Genomic DNA, 21,904 nt, shown 5'->3' with positions numbered 1-21,904 from the left:
CCCTTATAGGATCGGCAGCGGGGAGCTCCACGAGTAGGCAGGGAGCCCTCGCTTGAACCGAACGGCATCAAAGTGCCAAGGTGGAAGTTCATCCACAAATGGGTCAAGGAGGACTCACGATGCAGAATACAATTTATGGGCTGGATTTGGCAAAACGGGTGATGCAGTTGCACTGGGTAGATTGGGAGACGGGCGAGATTCATCGCAAGCAAGTGCGACGTGGCAAATTGCTCGAGTTCTTTGTGAACCGCGAGCCCGGCATTGTCGCCATGGAAGCTTGTGGTAGTGCCCACTACTGGGCGCGGGAACTGGGCAAGCTAGGGCACGAGGTGCGCTTGATCGCGGCGCAGTTTGTGCGCCCTTTCGTCAAGACCAACAAGACCGATGCGGCAGACGCAGCGGCGATCTGGGAAACTGTTCAGCGTCCTGGTATGCGCTTTGTCGCCGTCAAAAGCGAGGAGCAGCAGTCCGTTCTGGCCTTGCATCGCATGCGGGAACAGTTGGTCAAGATCCGGACCATGCAGGTGAATGAGATTCGGGGGCTGCTCTATGAATTTGGTATAGATCTTCCCCAAGGCCGCGAGAAAGGTCTCAAGGAGATCCCCGATGCTCTCTCGACGTTGGAGGACAGGCTATCGGCCGTGGCACTAGAGACCTTCCGGCGTCAGATCCAGCGGCTGGCAGAATTCGACAAAGACATAGCCGATATAGAGAAACGGCTGAGGCTATGGAAAAAGGACCAGGAAGCGGTGGCCCGTTTGATGGCGATCCCTGGCGTGGGGCTACTCACTGCCACAGCTATCGTGGCTACAGTAGGGGATATGAAGTCCTTTCGCTCTGGCCGGGAGTTCGCGTCGTTCTTGGGGTTGGTTCCACGGCAGACCGGTACTGGCGGGAAGATTCGCCTGTTGGGTATCAGCAAGCGCGGAGATACCTATCTCCGAACCCTATTGGCCCATGGGGCGCGAGCCGTGGTGAATTGCCAGACCAGGGATCGAAATCCCTGGATCGACAAATTACGCTGTCGGCGGCCCCACAATGTGGTCGTCGTAGCACAAGCCAATAAAATGGCTCGAACGATCTGGGCGTTGCTGGCCAAAAACCGCCAGTATGACCCGAATTACAAGCCAATAGCGGTAGCCGTCGCATGATTACAGGACGATAGTCGAATAGCATGTTTATAGTTTCACAGTTGCGCAGGTAGGCACGATTGATGGCGTAACAGGTCAGACCGGGGAAGGGAGAGCCTGGATCAATCTTGTCCCAAAAAAGGACGCAATAAAGATAAGGTCCCTTTCAGCGGATTTCATCAGGGCCAGCAGGAACCTCCTGCATAACAGGCCGGATATAAGGCAGCACTTTGACCTCACCGTCATACATCGAACGTCGACTTGCTCAAATGGAGGCATCCATATAAGTTTGATCATGGATAGATCATAACACATTGTTTTTTTAGGCACCGATACTCCACCTCGAAAATATAGTTTGATCATGGTGCCCATCAGCATCGTCGCCAGGTCCCGCAACGAGGTAATAAAGATGTAATGGATGCCTCCCCTTATAGGATCGGCAGCGGGGAGCTCCACGAGTAGGCAGGGAGCCCTCGCTTGAACCGAACGGCATCAAAGTGCCAAGGTGGAAGTTCATCCACAAATGGGTCAAGGAGGACTCACGATGCAGAATACAATTTATGGGCTGGATTTGGCAAAACGGGTGATGCAGTTGCACTGGGTAGATTGGGAGACGGGCGAGATTCATCGCAAGCAAGTGCGACGTGGCAAATTGCTCGAGTTCTTTGTGAACCGCGAGCCCGGCATTGTCGCCATGGAAGCTTGTGGTAGTGCCCACTACTGGGCGCGGGAACTGGGCAAGCTAGGGCACGAGGTGCGCTTGATCGCGGCGCAGTTTGTGCGCCCTTTCGTCAAGACCAACAAGACCGATGCGGCAGACGCAGCGGCGATCTGGGAAACTGTTCAGCGTCCTGGTATGCGCTTTGTCGCCGTCAAAAGCGAGGAGCAGCAGTCCGTTCTGGCCTTGCATCGCATGCGGGAACAGTTGGTCAAGATCCGGACCATGCAGGTGAATGAGATTCGGGGGCTGCTCTATGAATTTGGTATAGATCTTCCCCAAGGCCGCGAGAAAGGTCTCAAGGAGATCCCCGATGCTCTCTCGACGTTGGAGGACAGGCTATCGGCCGTGGCACTAGAGACCTTCCGGCGTCAGATCCAGCGGCTGGCAGAATTCGACAAAGACATAGCCGATATAGAGAAACGGCTGAGGCTATGGAAAAAGGACCAGGAAGCGGTGGCCCGTTTGATGGCGATCCCTGGCGTGGGGCTACTCACTGCCACAGCTATCGTGGCTACAGTAGGGGATATGAAGTCCTTTCGCTCTGGCCGGGAGTTCGCGTCGTTCTTGGGGTTGGTTCCACGGCAGACCGGTACTGGCGGGAAGATTCGCCTGTTGGGTATCAGCAAGCGCGGAGATACCTATCTCCGAACCCTATTGGCCCATGGGGCGCGAGCCGTGGTGAATTGCCAGACCAGGGATCGAAATCCCTGGATCGACAAATTACGCTGTCGGCGGCCCCACAATGTGGTCGTCGTAGCACAAGCCAATAAAATGGCTCGAACGATCTGGGCGTTGCTGGCCAAAAACCGCCAGTATGACCCGAATTACAAGCCAATAGCGGTAGCCGTCGCATGATTACAGGACGATAGTCGAATAGCATGTTTATAGTTTCACAGTTGCGCAGGTAGGCACGATTGATGGCGTAACAGGTCAGACCGGGGAAGGGAGAGCCTGGATCAATCTTGTCCCAAAAAAGGACGCAATAAAGATAAGGTCCCTTTCAGCGGATTTCATCAGGGCCAGCAGGAACCTCCTGCATAACAGGCCGGATATAAGGCAGCACTTTGACCTCACCGTCATACATCGAACGTCGACTTGCTCAAATGGAGGCATCCATATAAGTTTAATCACAGCAAGGCGTTGCGGTGAAGACCCGCCAGTCGAAGCCCTATTCCCGCGATTGGCGTAGCGATAAATTGTTGGGAAGGCCCAACCCACAAGGGTTTTCGGTATAATGCTCTCGTCCGAAAGATTCACTCACCGGGTGGACTTGCAGGAGGGGCTGATGAAGGAAGTGGCACAAACGGTGCGTCCATTCCCGGTGGCAGCAACCGAAGAATCCATGACCGCCCACTCGGGGCTCTTGCTCTTTGGGGAGTTTGCGTTGGGGCAGTGACTCGGGTGTTGGCTCGAATAGCAAATGCCGACACCCGCCAGTGGCCATGCCTACACCGCCTTTGGTCACAGCTTTCCATTGCTCCAGATGTTGGCTGGCGGCGACTACTTGCTGGGAGATCTACGCATGATCCACGGTGATTCGGTTCTACGTCGCTTACTGCCGTTGGCACGGGTGCCCAGTACGGATGCGACGGGAGACTGGCTGCGCCGGATGGGGAAGTGGGAAGGGTCTGGCAAGTCTGAGCCGGGTAAATCAGCGGATGGTGGCGCGACGCTTGCGGCAGATAGGGCGCAAGAGCCATACCCTTTCGGGGGTCAGGCAGGGGCTCTGGACTGGGCTGCGGTCGATGATGCCGAGCAACGATTTCTGCAGGCATTGCTCCACGCCTATCATCATAGAGATTAACAATTGTGGGCAGTTTCAAGTATAAAATGCGACGCCTGCGCGCAATTCATAGGTTTGTTGTGTTGCGATTTCAGCGACCTCAGACACCAACAAAATCGCTTTACTCCGGTGGAAACTTCTCTTACCTCATAAGGGTGGCCCATGCGATCCTGAATCTCAGTTATACGCCGAAGTCATGGCACAACAAATTAATGTGCTGCGCGCAGTTTTTGCGTTTTACGCTTGAGCCAAAATAATTTTATTAACGTTCTCCAAGGCGCTCCCTACCATCAGAAGAGGGGTTAAGGTTTTACATAGTCAAATCCACGACTCTCTAATTGCATGATTCTGACAATTCCAGCCGGAACAACAACCGCAGAAGGAACCAACTTTGGCATATGCCCAAGCTTCTTTTTAAATTGAAGCATGGTATTATGACAAGCATCGAACTCTACACCCTCAGAATTCAACGCCGAAATTTTCTGCTTCATAGGACTATTAGCTAACAAAAACTTTAGTCCAGGGCCAAATGCAACTATTACCACCTGAACTTTTTCTTGCCCGAAATAATTTAGAATATTTTGGCTGGTGTTCAGGACCAAGTTCCAACGTGCTGGATCGTCTTGGCTGACCTGGACTACCAGCTTTCGGTTCGCAAATGGGTGATCATGAATAAAGGCAGGATGATCAAAATGAAAATCATGCAACATTGAAACATTAGCCAGAGCTGTTGTTGTTCCGAAGACAATAACCAACATCCCGAGTGTCAGTTTGTTGAACATTTTTTTGATAAGATTCATTGGATTGGCCTCCTCGCCTTAAAAACTAATCATAGCCTGCATGGCAAATTCATTATCGGTTGCAGCGCTCACGGCTGCCCCTGGGCTATTCGGCGCTACACCTGGCGCCTTTAGCGTGCGGAAATAGTATCCCGCCATGAGTTTGGTAAACGGTGTGAAGTGGTACTGTAGAGCTAGTGCCCATGTCTTAAATATTCTCTCCTGACCAGCTGCTTCCAGATTAGGCAGTCGGTTGTAGTAGTCATAGCGGACATCCGCCTCAATCCGTTTGGTGAGAAAGAGTCCACCCTCCACATAATACCCGTTTGCAGTATTGCTAATGTTCGTATACAACTGGTTGTTATATAGCGCTGGTTGCAAGCCCAGTTCTTGACTAAAAGCAGCAGGCGCTGAGATCCAACCGTTGCCTCGCATGTACTCGAACTTTAGACGTCGTCCCCATGGGTGCATGTAACCTTGCAGATACTGGAACCCGGCTCCCTCTCTTTGCATAGTATATGCTTTACCTAGGTAGTCTGGCTGTGCATTTTGATACCAGACCCAAGCGGTGACGTCGCTACGGAAAGGGCCATGTCCTCCAAAGATATATGATCCTTGTAGTCGGGCTGCGTACAGAGGGCTATTAGAAAGATTTCCTGCTGAGACGCTGCCATACATTCCCACCATTGCCCCGTAAGCAAACTGCCAGTGGCCCCATGTCTTCCAGTCGAAAAGCTGAATGCCAGGATAGCGAAATGCATTGACTCCGAGGGCTTCAGAAGATGGTACGAGCACGGACCCACTTGGGCCTGCACCATATGGCGATGAAGGCCTTGCTGCGTAAAACGGCTGCAACATCAGCTGATTTATGACCGTGGGAAAAACTACATAGTTGTAGCTCATGTACCCATTCATGGCATCCTCCGCACTTGGCGCGCGGATTATTCCTGCTTCTACGCGCACCCAAGGAATGTAGCCGCTGAAAGTAAAGCGACCATCCTGCAGTTGTGGGGTGTACTGCCCCCTAACATTGGTAGCGCCGTTGTTTCCGAACTCTCCAGCAAAGAAGTAGGAAATGTGGGGATTGATCCAACCGCGGATCATCAATCGGGCTCGCTGAATGATCCCAGTCGTACTTTGTGAAAAATTCGGCCCAACCAAGTTGTCATGTGGCACTGCGGCAATATATCTTTTTAAGGCTGGATTATAGATTTCTGCCGGCGTCCCAGCCATCGCAAAAACGTCTGGCTCGATGAACCCCGAGATCAGCGGCACATTTTTCGTGTTGGTGTCCTGGATCTTAAACCAATTGGCTGCCGAAGCTGTGGTCAGACACATACCCACCAAACTCACGGCTATAGCCACAGCAAACTGACGTTTTGCCGCGACGGAAGCGATCATTTTGTTCTCCTCTTTTTTGGCTTGTATAAATTGGCGATTCGTGTAAGCATTATCTGTGCCATTTGGAAACCACGCTGCTGCCCTTCGTGAGGCGCTAAATGGCGCAGTGAAGTTAGGAGTTGGTGTCCCGCAAGGTACAACAAATATACATTATATTATGATTTATTTATTGGAGACGTGTATGAGAAGCTTTGCAAAAATTTTCACAGGTGCTATGGCCACGATGCTTCTGGCGCCTGTAGCGGTTGGAGCGGACTTGTACGTTGAGACGGTGAATGCACCAATCAAGCAAGTTGCGCCAGAATTGACCCAAGCCTTAGCTGCACATCACTTCAAGGTTGTAATGCATCTGGATATTTTGAAGAGAATTGAAGCGAAGGAAAAAGCGTTGCATATCCCTCATCTCAACAAGGGAAAGTTTACCGATGTGCAGGCCTTTGTATTTTGCAACCCAATGTTTTTCAGTCAGTTGCTGAATAGTGACTGGAAATCTGCTTCCCTCTGCCCGTTGAATCTAACAGTATACGGCAAGGATGGATCCACAACCATCGTGTACCCTGAACGCACCGCATACGCCCAAAGCACCCCGGCCAACGCAACGGCACAACACATTGACTCTGCAGTCATCTCTGCTCTGAAGTCTATTCCTAAAGCCAGTTGAAATCTGAGAGGTGCTGGCAATGACGTACATTGCTGGGCCTCTCGAAGAGTCATACGCTACTCGCCGGGAGAACGAAGCGATCAGTCCCAGACAGGCTACGTGGTGTGTTGCATCCGCCGAAACGACAGCCGAAGGCTGGGAGTGCAGCAGCGTGCTTTGCCGTATGGTGTGATCGTCGAGTCATAGAAAGATGTGCGCACCCTCTGAACCCCAGCGAGGGCGGGACGGTGCGCTGGTAACCAGGACGCCCGGGGCCCAATCGGTTGCAGTAGGGACAGTAGTTACCCACTGCCCCCGCAGAGATCCGTACGCGCGGAATTACCGCATACGGCTCTTGCCTTAGTTCATGACGCGAAACATTTGCGATGGACTGGGATGAGACTGTTTACGGGAGTAAGGTATCGGTTCTCTATCGGGCCAAAACGCCGCCAAGACGGTAACCACTCAAACCGCACCGTACTTTCTGTTCTTTGGACGTCTTAACCTGCTCCTGCATTCACTGAGCAGGAGCGCGACATGAACCAGCGACGTAGCCAGAGCAACTGGCAAAGACTGATCGACGATCAAGAGGCCAGCGGCCTGAGCCAGAGGGCATTTTGTGTCCAAGCTGGCGTAGCAGTGGCGGCCTTCCAGTATCGGAAACGCGAGCTGCGGGCCCCCATCGTGGCATCTGACCACGGCTGGGGAAAGGAGACGTTCATCCCATTACTTTCGAGCATGACTCGTTGACACGCTTGAGGTGGTCGCAGGCTTACCTCAGATCTCCAACGCCTTTGGCCTAATCAATGAGCCGGATTGCATCTGCCAGTTTTGCAAGCTGCTGCAGAAACGCCTCACGGGCGGACCTCAGCTTTATCTGGAGTGATCCCAAAGCCAAGGTATCCCCGCGGTGTGCTGCCTCCAGTATAGCAACGGATAGTTCATGAATCTCCCGATGCGGCTTCTCCAGGGGCGCAAATTCGGTCAGGTGTCCAAAATTCTGCCGTCCGGCGCCGTCATACCATTTGCCCAGTCGGCATTGATGATAGTCTACGGGCAGGGGCAGCTCTTGCGCTGCTATCGCAGCATCCCCTTTCTCAGACTCGATTAACGCAACATCAACAAAGTGGCCATGGGTCTCTGCCGTGGCGTCGAATTGCATGAGGGTGGTCATGATCCGCATGCTGTGCGCCTTCCCCTGCAAGGATTCGACAAAACTCAGTACATTACTCGCATGGTCCTGCAGCTCCTGATTATGTTTGGCTATTTCCTGTCCTTGTTCCTGTAGGGCAGAAATCCCAGCGTCAATATCCTCGGTAGATGCGCGAACCCGGTTCGACAGGTTCCGGACCTCATCTGCAACTACGGCAAAACCCCGCCCATGTTCTCCGGCTCGCGCGGCTTCGATTGCTGCGTTCAGGGCCAGCAAATTGGTTTGATAGGAAATCTGTTGTATCTCTTGCAGGATGGATCCAATATCCTGCAATTTCTGATGCAAGGCCAAAACGATTCGTTCATTGTTATGAATCACGGTAGCGGTGTTTTTGGAAGCGATCGACATACCCTGGGCGGCCGATTCAATCTCTTCAGCAGAATGATCCACCCGGACGGTGACATTGCGCAATGACTCTGCCGTCTTGTGTGCCTTGTCTTCCGCTCCCTGCATAACTTGGATACGTTGCACTACAGGATCCAGGATCTCTTGTAGCGTGAAAGGAAGTTCTTCTTCCCGGGTGAGATCAACTTTCGCCGTACTTCCCATAATCCCGAGAAGATAGGCTGCAATTTGTGTGGCCAAAGTTTCCTGCACGAGTAACGGTCTCCTATTGATATTTATGCAACAACACTCATGAATCTGCGCGATTGTTCTCAGCGTTACAACACGGATGCTCAGAGGATCGGGCAATGTTCTGCTTTGGTGGGCACGGTACGGTGCCATAGGAACAGAACACACAACAATCACCAGATTTGGGCGAAAGCAGGGCACCGCAACCCTGGCATTCGTAGAAATACAGGCAGGAGTCCACGGGCATGGTTTCTATCTCGGGGTGCCCGCACACTGGGCAGGTGATGATCGATTGCAAAGTGATCCCGCTCATTTGACCACCACCTCGGGATGCTCCTGGAGGAGAGCCACATAGGCCGGGTTCATCTCCTGCTTGGGGAAAAAGGCCTTCCAGGTGCTCACCGGGAGTAATTGCTGCGGCGGTGGGGCGAACACAAAATCCTGCTGCCGGACCATCGTGTGACAGGCGATGCAAGACCCTATCTTTCCAAAGGCGACTACGGTGCCATTTGGCTTGTAGGCCGCCATCACCCAGTTTCGATCCCCGGCATCATACTTAGAAAGCTTCAGCATCGCTGTCACGCCGGTTAACTGCTTGTCCATCCCGTAATTCTCTTTGACCAGAAGACTATGATCTGCATATCGGGAAACGTGGATGATGCCACCCGCTTGGGCAATGGATTGCACTGCGGCGGGATTGGCGAGATCGGTGGTGAAAGCGTCTACCGTGCGGGAACCCACTTGGAATAGCCGGCTTTCTGGCATAATGGCGTGGTTCTTCTGAAGAATCTGAATCTCTTGCCAAAGGGCTTGCGGCGTCGGCACGCTCTTCGTGCCGGCCAGCGCGCTACTCAACCCTAACATCCCGACTGCCATTGACAACCCTAGGATGCGCTTCATGGATATTCCTCCTTTGCATGCGCTCGCAACCACACCGGACTCCCACGCTTTGCCGCCTTGAACGATTCAGAGTCGGGAAGGATGAAATCCCCCCGCAGTCGCTCACAGGCAAGCTAGAAATATGCCAACTCATTCGCCGCACTAATCCACGCCGACAAGCTTTTCATGGAGCCAGATTGCACACCTGCGGGCAATACGGATATGCCGTGCCTCTTGAGCGAGCTTCCACAACATTGCACCTCCAGCCCCAAGTCCAGCAGCTCCCGAAAAAGCCCTAGAGTAGCGGCTCCTCCAGCAAGGTTGTCGGCGCCCAGTAATGTTACTCCATCGCCGACCAGAAACAGGCGTACAGCCTTATCCTCCGCCAACATGGCCCCGGCGAGGCGAATGGCCGTGTCTGCCCGCGGATTTTCTTCGGCGATACTGCTGTGTAGTACGATGAGTGCGGTAATCATTCTCCCGCTCCTTGACGCCAGGAAATGGGATGCGTTTCCTCCACCGTCAGGGCGATCCAGATTGCGGAAACAGCGGTGACGCCCGCCGTCAACCAGATCGTCGGCAGGGCAGCATCGGCCCACTGCGCAGCGCCACCCAAAAGTAGTCCGCCGATGGCGTATCCCGTATCCCGCCAATAGCGATAGATCCCCAACGTCTTCCCCCGCACCGCCGCGGGTGCCACATCTGCCATGGCTGCAATCAGGTTGGGATAGAGTAACGCCATACCCAGCCCCATGACGGCGGCGGCAAGCATCCAGGCGGCAAAGTGATGGACCAAGGCAATCCCCACGAGCCCCAAGGTCAAAAGAAAGAACCCAGACAATATGGGCACTTTGCGTCCCACACGATCGGCAAGATGCCCCGTCCAAAACTGGCATAGGCCCCAAACCATGGCGTAGCTACCCGTAATCCACCCAATCTGGACAATCCCCTCCCCATGAAAGCGAAAGTACACCGGCAGCATCACCCAGACCAGAGTGTCTGCCACCTTGTTGGCCACCCCACCCTGGCAGAGCGCGCGATAGGTATGATCACGAAACGAGACCCGGACAAAGCTCTGCCATCGGCTTTCCGGCTGGGTTCTGGCCGAATCAGGGTGGAGTGGACCGGAGCCGTTCTGTTCCTGATGTTCGGCCTGGGCCCAGGGCAGGGTATCACGCACCCCAATCAGCGCCAGCAAAGCCAAGGCAATCACCAGCAAGGCAAAGCCGAGAATCGTCCAGCGGGGGCCATAGAGTACTGCCAGATAACCAGTGCCCAAACCGGCGAGGCCTACGGCGATATACCCCATGGCTTCGTTGATGCCCACCGCCAACCCGCGTTGGCGGCTGCCGGCCAAGTCGATCTGGCTGGTCACCGTCATCGTCCAGGTAAGGGCTTGATTAACACCTAAAAAAACATTGGCGGCAATGATCCACCACCAGTTCGGGGCAAAGAAAATCAGCAGAGGAATGGGTATACCGGCCAGCCAACCCCAAAACAATACCCGTTTCCGGCCCACCCGATCGGAGAGATCGCCGGCAACAAAATTGAGGATGCCTTTCACCAAGCCGAAGGAGACCACAAAACTGGCGAGAAAGAGAAAGGCGTGACTGCTGAGCCCAAAATCCTCCCGCATGGTCGGCAAGACAGTGCGTTCCATGCCAAGGAGGAGGCCGACGAAAAAGACCTGCGCCGTCTGCAGGGCGAATTGTTGGGAGTTCTGCGTGATACCCTGCGGATATCGCGCCGAGGCTGCAGACGGCATGGCATTCATGCCGAATCTTTTTGCGGGAGCTGCACCAGTTCCGCGCGTTGTTGCGTGGTGAGTTCCATTTGTTCCAGAATCAAGCCGCGCACGATCTGACAAGTCTCCAGCACCTTGGGACTCGTCAAACGGTAATGACAGAAGGTGCCGCATTTTTCACAGTGGACCAGCCCCCGCGCCTTGAGGACATTGAGGTGCTGGGAGAGGTTCGCCTTGGCGAGGCCGGTTCGTTCTGCCAACTCTCCGGCACTTATTGTTTCATTCCCAAAAGATGGATGATTTCCAGGCGCTTGGGATGCGCAAGGGCGGCGAATACCTCGGCAAAGAGGGCGAAACGCACGGTTCCTGTACTCATGCCGCACGCCCGAGATTGGCCGCCACGATCTGTTCCATCTGGGCGGGTCGTGGCGGGATGCTGGCCACGAGTTCGCGCACAAAGCTTGCGCGATCCATCTGCAAATAGGGGTCCCAGCGCTTCTCGAAGGCCAGGGTAGAACTGGCCTTGCCTGACAACCCCGCACCACAGACACTCCCTGCCGCGTGTCCGGGATAGATTTCGATGGTGTCCGCCAAGGGAAGGATTTTATTCTGCAGGCTCTCATAGAGGAGGGCCGCCATTTCTTCCGGCGTCCCGCCCAGGTCTGGACGTCCAACCGCACCGACGAAAAGAGTGTCTCCCGTCAACAAATACCAGGGCTCGGGGCCACGCCGCTGGTCGGTCACCAACAGACAGATACTGTCCTGCGTGTGCCCCGGAGTGTGCAGAATTTTGGTCTGGACATTCCCGGTTTCCAACACTTCACCATCGTGTAGAGCGCAGATTGGAAAGTTGGCCAGATCCTGATCGCTCTCGTGCAGGCAGTAAGGCGCCCCGATTTCCTGTGCCAACTGCCGCCCGCCGGAAAGATGGTCGGCATGGAGATGGGTGTCGATGACATAGGAGATGCGCACCCCTTTTTGCTCTGCCTGTTGCAGAAACCAATCCTCGTCGCCAGCGACGACATCGACCGCCACCGCGAATCCCTTGCCACCACAGCCATAGAAATAGGACTGCGTGCCATCGGCACCACCACGCTGTTGAAATAACATGGAGCACCTGTTTCGTTACTTTCGAAATTCTTAAACTATTGCCGGGGCGCGTCCGTTGTCAAGCCCAACCCCGATCTCGTCCTACGAATCGAGCATCGTGGCCAGGTTATTGCAAAGGCTCTACATCTGAAATCTTCCTGGCATTTCCCAAATCAGACTTCCATCTTGCAATGCGGGGGAATGCATGTAATTAAAAATAATTCTTAATCCCGCTTGGGGGGGGGGGGGGGGGGGGTAGAATTACCATTTGAAAACAATTGGTTGTATTGTTTTACCCAATTTTCGACCTGATCAGAGGGCATTGGGCGTGCAATGGCATAGCCCTGAAAACACTGACACTGGAGCTGGTGAAGCAGTGCAGCATGATCCCAGGTTTCCACCCCCTCGGCAATCACCTCCAGTCCCAGTAAGCGGGCGCTCGTGACGATCCCAGAGATGATTGCATAGTCCTTGGGATTGTGCAGGATGTCGCGTACAAAACTTTGGTCGATCTTGATGCTGTCGGCGGGGAGCTTCTGGAGGTAGGTCAAAGAGGCGCTTCCTGTACCAAAATCATCGAGTGCCACCCGCACGCCCAGTTGCTGACAACTGAGCAGCACCTGTTGAGCTTTACGAAAATCCTGTAATGGGGCAGTTTCCGTCACTTCGATTTCGACCTTCTCTGGAGGAAGTTCCGGATGAGCGTCCAAAGCGGCCTGCAAATCCGAGAGAAATGCGGGGTCAAGCAAATGATGAGCACTGATATTCACGGACACTCGCAGATGGACGCCTTGTCGGTGCCATGACTGGTTTTGACGAAAGGCTGTGGCAAAGACGAACTGGCCAATCCGCCGGGCCAGGCGTGGAGAATCCAATGCACTGGCGAACGCCGCCGGGGTTAACAGTCCCTGCTGTGGATGATTCATGCGTAGCAGGGCCTCTACCCCCACCGGGCCACGCTCGGCCTCTACAATGGGTTGGTAGTGTAGGACCAATTGGCCTTGTTCTAGTGCTTCTTCGGTCATTCTGCAGATCTCCAAACTACGATCCTGAAATCGGTCCATACCCTCGTGAAAGAAACGGTAGTTATCTCTGCCCGCTTCTTTGGCGGCATAAAGAGCAAGGTCAGCATGCCGCAACAGCCCTGCAGGGCTGTTCTTGTCCGTCGGGAAGCAGGTCAGCCCAAGGCTTGCAGAGAGATAAACCGTCATTTCCGCCATCTCCAGCGGCGCCCGTAAGGCGTTCAGTATTGCCTGTGCGCGATTTTCCGCCTCTTCGACCGATTGAATCCCGGGGACCAGCAAAGCAAACTCATCGCCGCCCATCCGTGCCACTACATCGTTTTCGCGCTGCCATACAAGCAATCGTTGTGCTACGGCCTGCAGCAGGGTGTCACCAAAGCCATGGCCATGGCGATCATTGAGTTGCTTAAACCCATCCAGGTCTAGAATCCCCACCAGCAGGTTGCCTGAGTATAGTGTCTGATCCTGATAGTGCTCCAGACACGCCAGGAACATCCGGCGATTGGGAAGGTCGGTCAATGCATCATGCGTTGCCTGATAGCGGAGTTGCTCTTGCAGCCGCTGGGTCTCTGTCACGTCACGCAGGACCCACACCATGCCGGTGTCTCCTCCTTGCTGGTCGTGAATCAGTGCGGCGCTACGTTCAATCCACCGCTCCTCTCCCTGACGATCCATTAACAAAACTGGTGATTGCATGCCCAGTTGCCCTTCCGATAACTCGGCCTGTCGAAGGGCGCCGCTCTGGCTGAACTCCTCCCTATCCTTTTCGCGCTCACCTGGTGCAAGGATCTGTGACAGTTTTTGCCCACAGGCTTGGGGCGCTCGAACGTCTAACAGTCGTTCGGCAGCCGGGTTTGCACTACTAATCCGTCCATCGGCATCCGTCACGATGACAGCGTCACCGATGCTGCGCAAGGTCACCTCGGCCCGCTCTTTACTTTCCCATAACGCCTGTGCCACCACTTCACGCTTCCGGTCAGCAGATTGCAGGAAGCGATAGCCCGCAAAACTCAGCCCCAGCAGTGCCAACAGCCCCCAGAAAGTCCCTTGAAAGATTTGCCACCAACGTGCCCAAAGCGCCGCATAGCCAATTCCGACGCCGGCAACCATCGGGAATCCAGGGACCCGCACCATGGCGCCCATACGCCACTCGCCGGCAGCCTTTGACAATCCAACAAACGTACCCGACTGCAAGTCGGGATGCGACTGCAGATAGCGGACTGCAATACCAGATTGTGGCATAGCGAAGCCAGTTGCCGTTGGCACTGGAAAACGGGTTTCCAGAAACCCGTCTGACTGCAATAAAAACAGAGAAACAGGGGTTTGGATCGGAAAGCGCTGCCAGGAAGGAAGTCGACCCTGTAGAAGAGGGATCAAGGCCAAGAAGGACGCCCGTCCTTTGGCACCCGACTGCAGGACCGGCACCATCCAGGTTCCGGAATCCCGTTTGCTTGTTTTGAGTTCCACCGGCGGGGCGACACAGAACTTTGTGCTCACAAGACAGGCATGTAAGGCATCTCGCTGTTCTACGGATAATTGCACTTTGTCTGCAGGCGCCGTCTTTGGATGGATCAGCGCCTGCCATAATCCGGCCAAGGTCTTCCCCTCGGGTCCTGCAGCAACTATCCTCCCGTTCGCAAGAGCCATTCCGACTGCCGCCACATGCGGCTGCATCCGCAGATACTGATGGAGAAGTTCCTGGTGGTGCGATGAAGCAGTCCCTGGCAGATCGTGGCTCTGCTGACGTAGCATGAGCAGGGAAACTTGCAATCCATGCAAATCCGCATGCGTGCTCGTCGCCAACGCCGCACTCAAGGTCAGCAGATTTGCTGCTTCGTGGTGATAGAGCTCCCGCCAGGTCTGCCACCCCCAATAGCATCCGGAGGCTAATACCAGTGCTGCAAATCCCAACCAGAGGCGGAATAACCATCGGGTCCCAAATGATGGAAGGTATGCCTGCAGTGGAGTGCTCAAAACGTTCCTCTCTGCCCCACCAATCCCATCTGGAGCTCTGCCGCAGATACCGGCGGAGAAAACCAGTGCCCTTGTGCCTTGTGCACCCCAAGGTCTCTCAGCGTATTGGCCATTTCCTCATCCTCTACTCCTTCCGCCACCACTTGCAGCGACAAGTCACTCGCCACATCCATCAAGGCGCGAACATGCTGAATGTGAGAGGAATGCTCCGCCATTCCACGCATCATGTCCCGATCCAGCTTGATCCCATCGCAGGCCAACCCCGTCAAATATTGCAAAGCGGCAATACCACTGCGGTAATCATCCAACGTGAAATGAATGCCCAATCGACGGGCGGCACGAATTATTGCCGCCATAGCCGGTATATCACGTAGCGCGACCTGCTCAACCACCTCCAGCCAAATATGTCCGCAGTCCACCGATGGATGCTCTGCCAGGGCATTCTGCAATACGCCCACAAAGCCCGCATCTTCCAACTGCACCGCAGACAGGTTGATGTGGATATCTAGAAGATTTCCCTGGGTTTGCCAGCACTCCGCTTGCGCCAGGGCAGTTTTCAGCACCCAATGCCCAACCTCCAGAATCAACCGTGACCGTTCCAACGGAGGCAAAATTTCCTCTGGGCCCAACAGCCCGCGTTCCGGGTGCCGCCAATGCAACAATGCCTCGACACCAGATATCGTATGGTCTGACAGGTTGATAATCGGCTGCCATAGCAACTCAAACTCCTTTCGCTCCTGTGCCAAGATCAACTCCTGGTACAGAGATTCTTCTTGCGGTTGCGTCTCTATGAGATCTCGTCCATATAGTTTCCAGGTATTTCCCCCTGCATCCTTGGCGGCATACATGGCGAGATCCGCCTGGCGAATCAACTCCTCGGCACTCCCATCGGAAAAAGGGTAAATAACCGCACCCATACTGGCACTGACTTGTAGCCGGGTTTGCTCATCTGCTACGGAGCACTGCGCAGCCTGCAGAAGCCGCGAGGCAATACACTCCACTTCCTCAACATTGGCAATATCTTCCAGAATGACCAAAAATTCATCGCCTGCGTAGCGAATCACGCAATCCTCTGCGCGGACAATGGCGCATAACTGACTCGCAATGGTGCAAAGCACCTCATCCCCGCGGTGATGTCCCAGCTGGTCATTGATGGGTTTGAATCCATCCAGATCAAGAAAGAACAAGGCAGCCAGTCGTTGGTGCCGATCAGCGCGAGACATGGCAGCACGTAACCGCTCCTGTACTACCCGACGATTCGGCAAGCCCGTCAGCAGATCTTGCGTGGCCAGACCTTCCATCCGATGCTCCAGTCGTTCCCGGTACAGGTTCGCACCCAACAGATCGGCGAGAAGGCGTAAATGATCCCAGTTGGCTTCCGGAATCCGCTGCGGCGCAGGCTGCTGAAACCAGGAGATCACCAAAACACCTGGCATTGCATCGTCTGCCATGCTGGGCAATGGAATCGCCAGGCTTGCCCGGAGCCCTGCTGTAACGAATTCCGGCATCGCCCACGGGCTACCCGGATAATCGGGAACATAGACTGGCTCGCCGCGTGCAATTGCCGCACCCGACACCCCTTCCGTTTCTGGGAACTCCCACTGGCCGAGTTCCTGATAACGCGCAGACAACCCATGAAAGAACCGGTAATGAAGCATTCCTTCTTCCCGCAGAATCAAACCCGCGCCGTCAGCTTCGGCAATCCCGCAGGCCAGCTGTGTGGATGCCGAAAAAAAGGATTCAAAGTCAACTACCTGCAGCAATCCACGCAGTTGCCGCAATACCGTGTGGCGCCGCTCCCGCTCAAGACCAAAGTGTTGCGCATACTGACAGGCGTCCAGCACCCGCAAGAGACTCATCCATGGGCTCACCCTCCCTGGCAAAATTGCGTCCTCTTTTTGCGCGAGCAGTAGAGTGCGCAATGTCATGAATACTTGCGGGAGAACCTGGTCCGGAACATTGGCGGCAGCCAAGTGCTCGCCAATCAATAATTGCTCTTCCCAAAATGCTTGTTCATAAGTGCCAGAGAAAAGGCGCCTGAACCAGTCGGCTGTATAGGGACAATCTGCAGTCCGATGCGCTGCATCCTTACACAGGGAGGCAAAACGCTTGGTAATGGTTGTCGTTATGCGAGGAAAATGTGCAGATGCCTCTATTCCCAGACGACGTAAACTGCGCTGGGCACGAACGGAGAGTGTCAGGTCGCCATGCAACCAACGCAGCTCCTCAGGAAGACCAGTTGTCCCCATCCCTTCCTTCAGCATCGCCATCTGCCATCCTTTCCCCATCACGTTGGGTCGGCGGCCGTGCTCCATCAACGATCATCTGGAGATAGGCCTCCAACAGCAAGGTATCCAGTATCTGCTCTGGCGGCATCCGCCAGCGTTTTGCCAGCTCATTCAGACAATGCCGACGCCAACGGGCATCACGTCCCAAATCAAGTGGAAAAATCTTCCGCATAGTTAGAAGGTTTTGCCAGAAAAGCGATCCTGAGCAGAGTTAACCACTTTTTTGATCTGTTCGGCCTTTTTGCATAGGTACAGGTGTTCTGCCTTCCGCTGCTGGGCCTCAGTCAGCTGAAAGTAAATGCCATACAAATACGGGTAGATCGGGTGGGTGATGCGCTCCCGGCGTGCTATGGTAGCAACCGTTTCACAGATCCCACACTCCGGAATCTCGAACTCCACCAATACCATCTCTCCAGGCTCCAGGATGTCCTGATCCAGGAACATCGAGGCCCCCCCGGGACTGAAGTCGTGCAGCTTGCCATAGAGCGTCCTGCCATTCTTCGATCGCATCAGGATGTTGCCTTCAATCGGCACTCGCCGTTGCCTACGAGCGCTTCTGGCAAGCACACGGGTGGGCAGTTCAAAATGGTGAAGACCTTCACCAGAATACTTCCAGTCTGCGAAGAACCCCAAAATCTGTGGCCGTGCCAGCAGAAAGATGAGTGGCTTACGTAGCTGCGTCTCTGCACTGAGGGAGGGACCCGCCGGTTCTAGTAGAAACTCTCGCCCTTCCCAGCGCAGAAAGTGGCATAGGGTACCATTGTCCCCCGAATCCGGGGTGTAAAAAATGGCACTTTGCCCTTCTGCTGCCCCCAGGTCTTCCGGGTTGGGCAACAAGAATTCGTGGGATCCTGATAGAAATACGAGCGGCAGGAACTCGACCAAGGGTAAGTTTCCCCGGCTAGGAAGAAGTAAAGCCAACTCCGTATCGTCTTCACTGAGAGGCAAAGCAGACCCCCTCCTTGTCTTTGTATTAATGATGTTACACAACGTACCTGTATTGAAACGAGGAAGCTACTCCGTCCTTCCTGAAGTTGCAACTACCCTGACCCGTAGCAGGAATTGGGGAACAGCTGTTCCTTGCGCTCAACGGCTCCGCCCAACGCAACAGCGCCTGCTGAGGCATCTTGCAAAACTGAGGGCGCTCATACATGGCGCCATATTGTGGGCCACTGACGGCAGTAAAGCCCGTTGTTTATTACCATAGCAGGGCCTTTAGCCTCTTTGCCCATCTTTTCACATAGTTCTCATCATTCCCCTTTTTCGTCATCCGGGCGAGCTTGGGCAATCGTGTAACTGTCGCGTAGCTAGACAATTCCCATTCTGTTTTCTCATCCCACCGGCCCGAAAGGTCTACCATATTGTCCAGTAACTGCTTTACCTGCCGCTCCATATCGGCAAGGCTACATTGCCGATTGTAGCGCAGCAGCAACCCCGATAATGCACCCGGAAGATTGTTGTGATCGACATCAAGAACTACTCTGGGGAACCGGGTCGGAGCTGTGAACACCGCCACCAGGCAAGCGCGTGGGCCATGGCGCGAAATGGCTCCATGACCAGCCTTTAAGGCCACCAGAGAAACCGACAAGGTCACATCGGATTGCAGCATCTCAACTTGCTGCAGCACCTTGACCAGGAGCCCAAGATCGCCGACAGCATCCCTATTCAGAGGCTCCAGCACGGACACTTCAACGGGGGGTAGACCTCCGGCGACAGCTCTTTCCCCCATGCTAACTGGTTTGGTAACAGTCACCGGTGACAAACGAGGGTCAACCGGAAGGCCTGTAGCGATTCTTTTTTTTCGCAATCCACCCTCCTGTTGTTCAGAGGAACTTGGCCTCCTTGATCGCGAGTGTGGAGGAGACAGCACCTTCTTCACCCATGCAAGTGTCTCAAATTCTCCTCGTTTGCCACCCAGAAGAATCAGCGCTTGATTGACATCCTGTTTACTCTCCGATTGGTCATCAACCAGTTCCTCGCAAACCTGTCTGGGGCGGCTGTCGTCCAGGTTGTCTTCTTCCGATTGCTTGCCATCCTCTCCCTCCTTGGTATCTTCTTCCCGCTCTCTTTCCGAAGGGTGCGTCCAGTTGATGATTGATGCCGGCAGGCTACGGCCTGATATAGCCAGGATTTCGAGGACCAGCCAGACCTTATTCAGAGCGACACCACGAAAGGTCACACGACAATTTTTCAGAGGTGGCGGCTCAAACATTAAGCTTCGCTCCCCTTGGCTGAGTCGTAGGACACTATCCCATGCCCTCCTTCCATCGGGGTGAACCGCCAACCACGCGAACTCTTTGACAAATTCAGGACGAGTCAATGCACGCGGCATACCCGCCTGAAACTCGATCAGGATTTCTCGATAAGAACCGGGGGTTGGGGTGATGGCCAGATCCATCAGGCCCAAGGGCTGTAAAATGGCATTTGCCATCACCTTACCGTGGAGAAACAAAAATCGGATCAACTCCATCTCGGGGATCAGAATGACCCAACCTCTGGATTCGTATCGAAGGATGCGGTGGCTGCCGCCAGTGTGTCCCCCCAAATCGTAGTGACGACGAGTCACCGCGTCGTGGATTGTAACGACCTCCCGTGCGGAAAGGTCAGAAATCATCGCTCTACCCTGTTTTCCGCCCAGACGAGTGGTCAGAACCTCACCCCGCGATACAACGAATCCCGGCATCAGAAAGGGCAACATGCCAAACGGAAGACGCCGGGATACGGTCTCCCCGTTGTCTCTGAGAAACAACGCGGTAACCCACATCCTATTGTCGGAGCTTTTCGCTATTGAATTGAGCCAACGCAGCGTGAGTTCGCCCCGATCATTGGCAAATGCTCTGACTTTCATCTCTCCCCTCGGTTCTGGGCAGCGAAGATAGCCGTCTCCACTACTGTTGCACACTGTTCCGGCAGGCCGGCCAATCGGCGTAGCCGCCAGGCTTGGACAGGCAATCCCTGCCGGCACAATTCTGCATAGGCCCAAGCAATGCGCCGACATTGGAACGCATCCTCATTTTCCGTCACCTCGTCCAGGATTGACGCGCACAGCGGCAATTTGTGTAGCCGCTTCCCCAGCCAACCTCGTCGATCCAGAGCGCGCTCCAATGCGGCACGGGTAACCCGAACCGGAGGGAGATGAGTCAACAACTTATCTGCTTCGCCTCGCAAAAACTCTGCAGTTTGGGCGTCTACATGTGCCCAGTTGATGCGCGCTCTGTTGTTTCTCAAGGACCTGGGCAAAGGTGGCTGGGACCCCAGCCACTCCCGGTCATAGCGGTAGAGCCACATATACACTGCAGGCATCCGCTTACGCAGTTCCTTTCGGGTAAGGCTCCGCTCTGCACAATACGCTCGATTCCATCGTTCACGCATGGTCATGCGGTCGGGAGGCGGCAATGTGACTTGCTTTGGCAAGACCTTCCAAGGGGTCGTCAACTCCAGTCGAGCGACGTAACGCAACACTGTCCTGGTGTCGACATGCAAGGCCTTGGCAGTACCGCGCAAACTGGTCCCGGAAATAACTAGTTCGCGCAGTCGGCTCTCGAACAGAGGGCCAAAGTTCAGGATTCTGGGACGACTATCGGGATGTGCCGCTCTGCTGAACGCGTAGCCACAGGTGCAACGGAACACTCCAATGATTTTCCTTTTTTCCGCATGGAGTTGGCATTCGGCGATCATTAGGTGCCCGTAATGCTCGGCGAGCGGATTGCAACAGGGCCAAGGTCCGTCGCCGAATGGGCGAAGCTCCGGCACCAAGGGCCGAGAATCGATCAGCAGACGAATCAGAATATGGCGTAGTGGGGCAAAAGCGTGACGGTGTTTGCGTGTGATGGCTTCCAGCCACCCGTCGGGTATGGCTTCCGGTAAGACATCGATGACCGCCCCAAAGCGGGCATCGTAGGAATGCAGCAGAGCGGATTGATCGATATGGGAGTTACCGCGACCGAACCCCCGCGCCCGCAACGCGGTCCGGTATTCCCGACCCCAGCTGTGCAGTGGAAGCGGATTTGGTGGTGCGATCAAAAGAGCGACGCTGGCCTTGGCGATCTCGAGTAGCCGTGCAGCAACGTTTGCGCGATCTGACCAAGATGGCAGATTTGGATTGGCTGGGCAATTGTTCTCATCGGCAGCGATGAATTCATGTTGACCAGTATGCGAGAGAATCACCCGGCTATCGACGAGTGGCACGGCATGAGTTGGGCAAACCAGTACGCCAGGAAGTTGATGGTCGCGCCGCCAGTAGAGTTCGCCGTACTTCTCCAGCATCTCCGTGCGGCAAGCCGGACAATACCGCAGCGTGGTAGTAAGGTTCACGGAACTAGCGACAAGCCCCAATCTGATATACAGGGTATCGGCATCCCCGTTTTCACCCATCAGAACATTTAGCGCCCAGTCACGAACATCAGGCGTCGAAAAAGCTGTGAGATAGGGCAGCAAGGTGGTTTTGTGCGCCAACCGTTTTGAAGTCAATTGGCGCCGAGCCGGTAATCGATCAGCGAGACAGTTCAATTCCGTCTGCAGAAACACTCCTGCACGAACACTCCGGTGCCCAAAAAACTCCTCCAGAGCAAGCTTCGGGCTTTGCCATCCGCTGTGGCGGCATGTTCGTGCCAATAGGCTATATAGCAGCTCCTCGGGATGCAGCGCGGGCAGGTACGTCAACATAGA

General features: G+C 54.7%; 19 protein-coding genes and 1 pseudogene. 5 read left to right on the top strand and 15 right to left on the bottom strand.

Translation table 11 applies throughout. From position 1 onward, the window contains the following. Positions 1-119 precede the first annotated feature (119 nt). The 3 genes from MQE22_RS00555 (at position 120) to MQE22_RS00545 (ending at position 3,655) form a co-directional block, all read left to right on the top strand. Positions 120-1,151, top strand: coding sequence for an IS110 family RNA-guided transposase (locus MQE22_RS00555; protein ID WP_255789396.1), 1,032 nt, complete (start codon positions 120-122; stop codon positions 1,149-1,151). Positions 1,152-1,674: 523 nt separating this feature from the next. Then, positions 1,675-2,706 (top strand): IS110 family RNA-guided transposase, encoded by a 1,032-nt coding sequence (locus tag MQE22_RS00550; RefSeq protein WP_255789396.1) that lies wholly within the window; start codon positions 1,675-1,677, stop codon positions 2,704-2,706. Positions 2,707-3,271: 565 nt separating this feature from the next. Then, on the top strand, positions 3,272-3,655 hold the full coding sequence (locus MQE22_RS00545; protein WP_255789918.1) for a hypothetical protein: 384 nt from the start codon (positions 3,272-3,274) through the stop codon (positions 3,653-3,655). 281 nt (positions 3,656-3,936) lie between these two features. On the opposite strand, the gene MQE22_RS00540 is transcribed toward MQE22_RS00545, so the two are convergent. Both MQE22_RS00540 and MQE22_RS00535 read right to left on the bottom strand, forming a co-directional pair. Then, complete coding sequence (locus MQE22_RS00540) at positions 3,937-4,434, bottom strand: DsrE family protein (protein WP_248885931.1); 498 nt, start codon at positions 4,432-4,434, stop codon at positions 3,937-3,939. Between the two features lie 18 nt (positions 4,435-4,452). Further along, on the bottom strand, positions 4,453-5,814 hold the full coding sequence (locus MQE22_RS00535; RefSeq protein WP_255789914.1) for a porin: 1,362 nt from the start codon (positions 5,812-5,814) through the stop codon (positions 4,453-4,455). Positions 5,815-5,995: 181 nt separating this feature from the next. On the opposite strand from MQE22_RS00535, the gene MQE22_RS00530 reads away from it, so the two are divergent. Further along, positions 5,996-6,475 carry a DUF302 domain-containing protein gene (locus tag MQE22_RS00530; protein WP_255789913.1) on the top strand — a complete coding sequence of 160 codons (480 nt, stop codon included), beginning with the start codon at positions 5,996-5,998 and terminating at the stop codon, positions 6,473-6,475. A gap of 516 nt (positions 6,476-6,991) precedes the next feature. Beyond that, on the top strand, positions 6,992-7,204 hold the full coding sequence (gene tnpA, locus MQE22_RS00525; RefSeq protein WP_255789912.1) for an IS66 family insertion sequence element accessory protein TnpA: 213 nt from the start codon (positions 6,992-6,994) through the stop codon (positions 7,202-7,204). Positions 7,205-7,253: 49 nt separating this feature from the next. Here the strand turns inward: tnpA and MQE22_RS13790 are convergent, their stop codons facing one another. From MQE22_RS13790 to MQE22_RS00465, 13 genes and pseudogenes are all read right to left on the bottom strand, one after another. Continuing rightward, positions 7,254-7,616 (bottom strand): CZB domain-containing protein, encoded by a 363-nt coding sequence (locus MQE22_RS13790; protein ID WP_255790317.1) that lies wholly within the window; start codon positions 7,614-7,616, stop codon positions 7,254-7,256. Positions 7,617-7,718: 102 nt separating this feature from the next. Further along, positions 7,719-8,015: pseudogene (locus MQE22_RS13785) on the bottom strand (methyl-accepting chemotaxis protein); the annotation flags it as partial. A 286-nt stretch (positions 8,016-8,301) separates the two neighbouring features. Continuing rightward, positions 8,302-8,553 (bottom strand): GDCCVxC domain-containing (seleno)protein, encoded by a 252-nt coding sequence (locus MQE22_RS13755; protein WP_304665204.1) that lies wholly within the window; start codon positions 8,551-8,553, stop codon positions 8,302-8,304. Continuing rightward, complete coding sequence (locus MQE22_RS00510) at positions 8,550-9,140, bottom strand: cytochrome P460 family protein (protein WP_255789911.1); 591 nt, start codon at positions 9,138-9,140, stop codon at positions 8,550-8,552. The genes MQE22_RS13755 and MQE22_RS00510 overlap by 4 nt, the downstream gene beginning before the upstream one ends. 113 nt (positions 9,141-9,253) lie before the next feature. Next, entirely contained in the window at positions 9,254-9,595 is a 342-nt protein-coding gene (locus MQE22_RS00505) for a DsrE family protein (protein ID WP_255789910.1), read from the bottom strand. Further along, the gene (locus MQE22_RS00500) at positions 9,592-10,893 is read right to left on the bottom strand and encodes an MFS transporter (protein ID WP_255789909.1); all 1,302 of its coding nucleotides are present in this window, start codon (positions 10,891-10,893) and stop codon (positions 9,592-9,594) included. The genes MQE22_RS00505 and MQE22_RS00500 overlap by 4 nt, the downstream gene beginning before the upstream one ends. Continuing rightward, the gene (locus tag MQE22_RS00495; protein ID WP_255789908.1) at positions 10,890-11,123 is read right to left on the bottom strand and encodes an ArsR/SmtB family transcription factor; all 234 of its coding nucleotides are present in this window, start codon (positions 11,121-11,123) and stop codon (positions 10,890-10,892) included. Before MQE22_RS00495 ends, MQE22_RS00500 begins: the two co-directional genes overlap by 4 nt. A 112-nt stretch (positions 11,124-11,235) precedes the next feature. Further along, positions 11,236-11,973, bottom strand: coding sequence for an MBL fold metallo-hydrolase (locus MQE22_RS00490; protein ID WP_255789907.1), 738 nt, complete (start codon positions 11,971-11,973; stop codon positions 11,236-11,238). Positions 11,974-12,176: 203 nt separating this feature from the next. Next, entirely contained in the window at positions 12,177-14,885 is a 2,709-nt protein-coding gene (locus tag MQE22_RS00485; RefSeq protein ID WP_255789905.1) for a putative bifunctional diguanylate cyclase/phosphodiesterase, read from the bottom strand. Between the two features lie 59 nt (positions 14,886-14,944). After that, the gene (locus MQE22_RS00480; RefSeq protein ID WP_255789903.1) at positions 14,945-17,218 is read right to left on the bottom strand and encodes a putative bifunctional diguanylate cyclase/phosphodiesterase; all 2,274 of its coding nucleotides are present in this window, start codon (positions 17,216-17,218) and stop codon (positions 14,945-14,947) included. Between the two features lie 192 nt (positions 17,219-17,410). Beyond that, complete coding sequence (locus MQE22_RS00475; RefSeq protein WP_255789902.1) at positions 17,411-18,184, bottom strand: PilZ domain-containing protein; 774 nt, start codon at positions 18,182-18,184, stop codon at positions 17,411-17,413. 250 nt (positions 18,185-18,434) lie between these two features. Then, on the bottom strand, positions 18,435-20,084 hold the full coding sequence (locus MQE22_RS00470; protein WP_255789901.1) for a hypothetical protein: 1,650 nt from the start codon (positions 20,082-20,084) through the stop codon (positions 18,435-18,437). Next, positions 20,081-21,901 carry a TnsD family Tn7-like transposition protein gene (locus MQE22_RS00465; protein ID WP_255789900.1) on the bottom strand — a complete coding sequence of 607 codons (1,821 nt, stop codon included), beginning with the start codon at positions 21,899-21,901 and terminating at the stop codon, positions 20,081-20,083. Before MQE22_RS00465 ends, MQE22_RS00470 begins: the two co-directional genes overlap by 4 nt. Positions 21,902-21,904: the final 3 nt, after the last annotated feature.

The sequence above is a fragment of the Acidithiobacillus sp. YTS05 genome, assembly GCF_024396695.1.
GTDB classification, from domain to species: Bacteria; Pseudomonadota; Gammaproteobacteria; order Acidithiobacillales; family Acidithiobacillaceae; genus Igneacidithiobacillus; species Igneacidithiobacillus copahuensis.
Note: the sequence above shows the minus strand (reverse complement) of the source record. Positions and strands in the feature narration are given on the sequence as shown.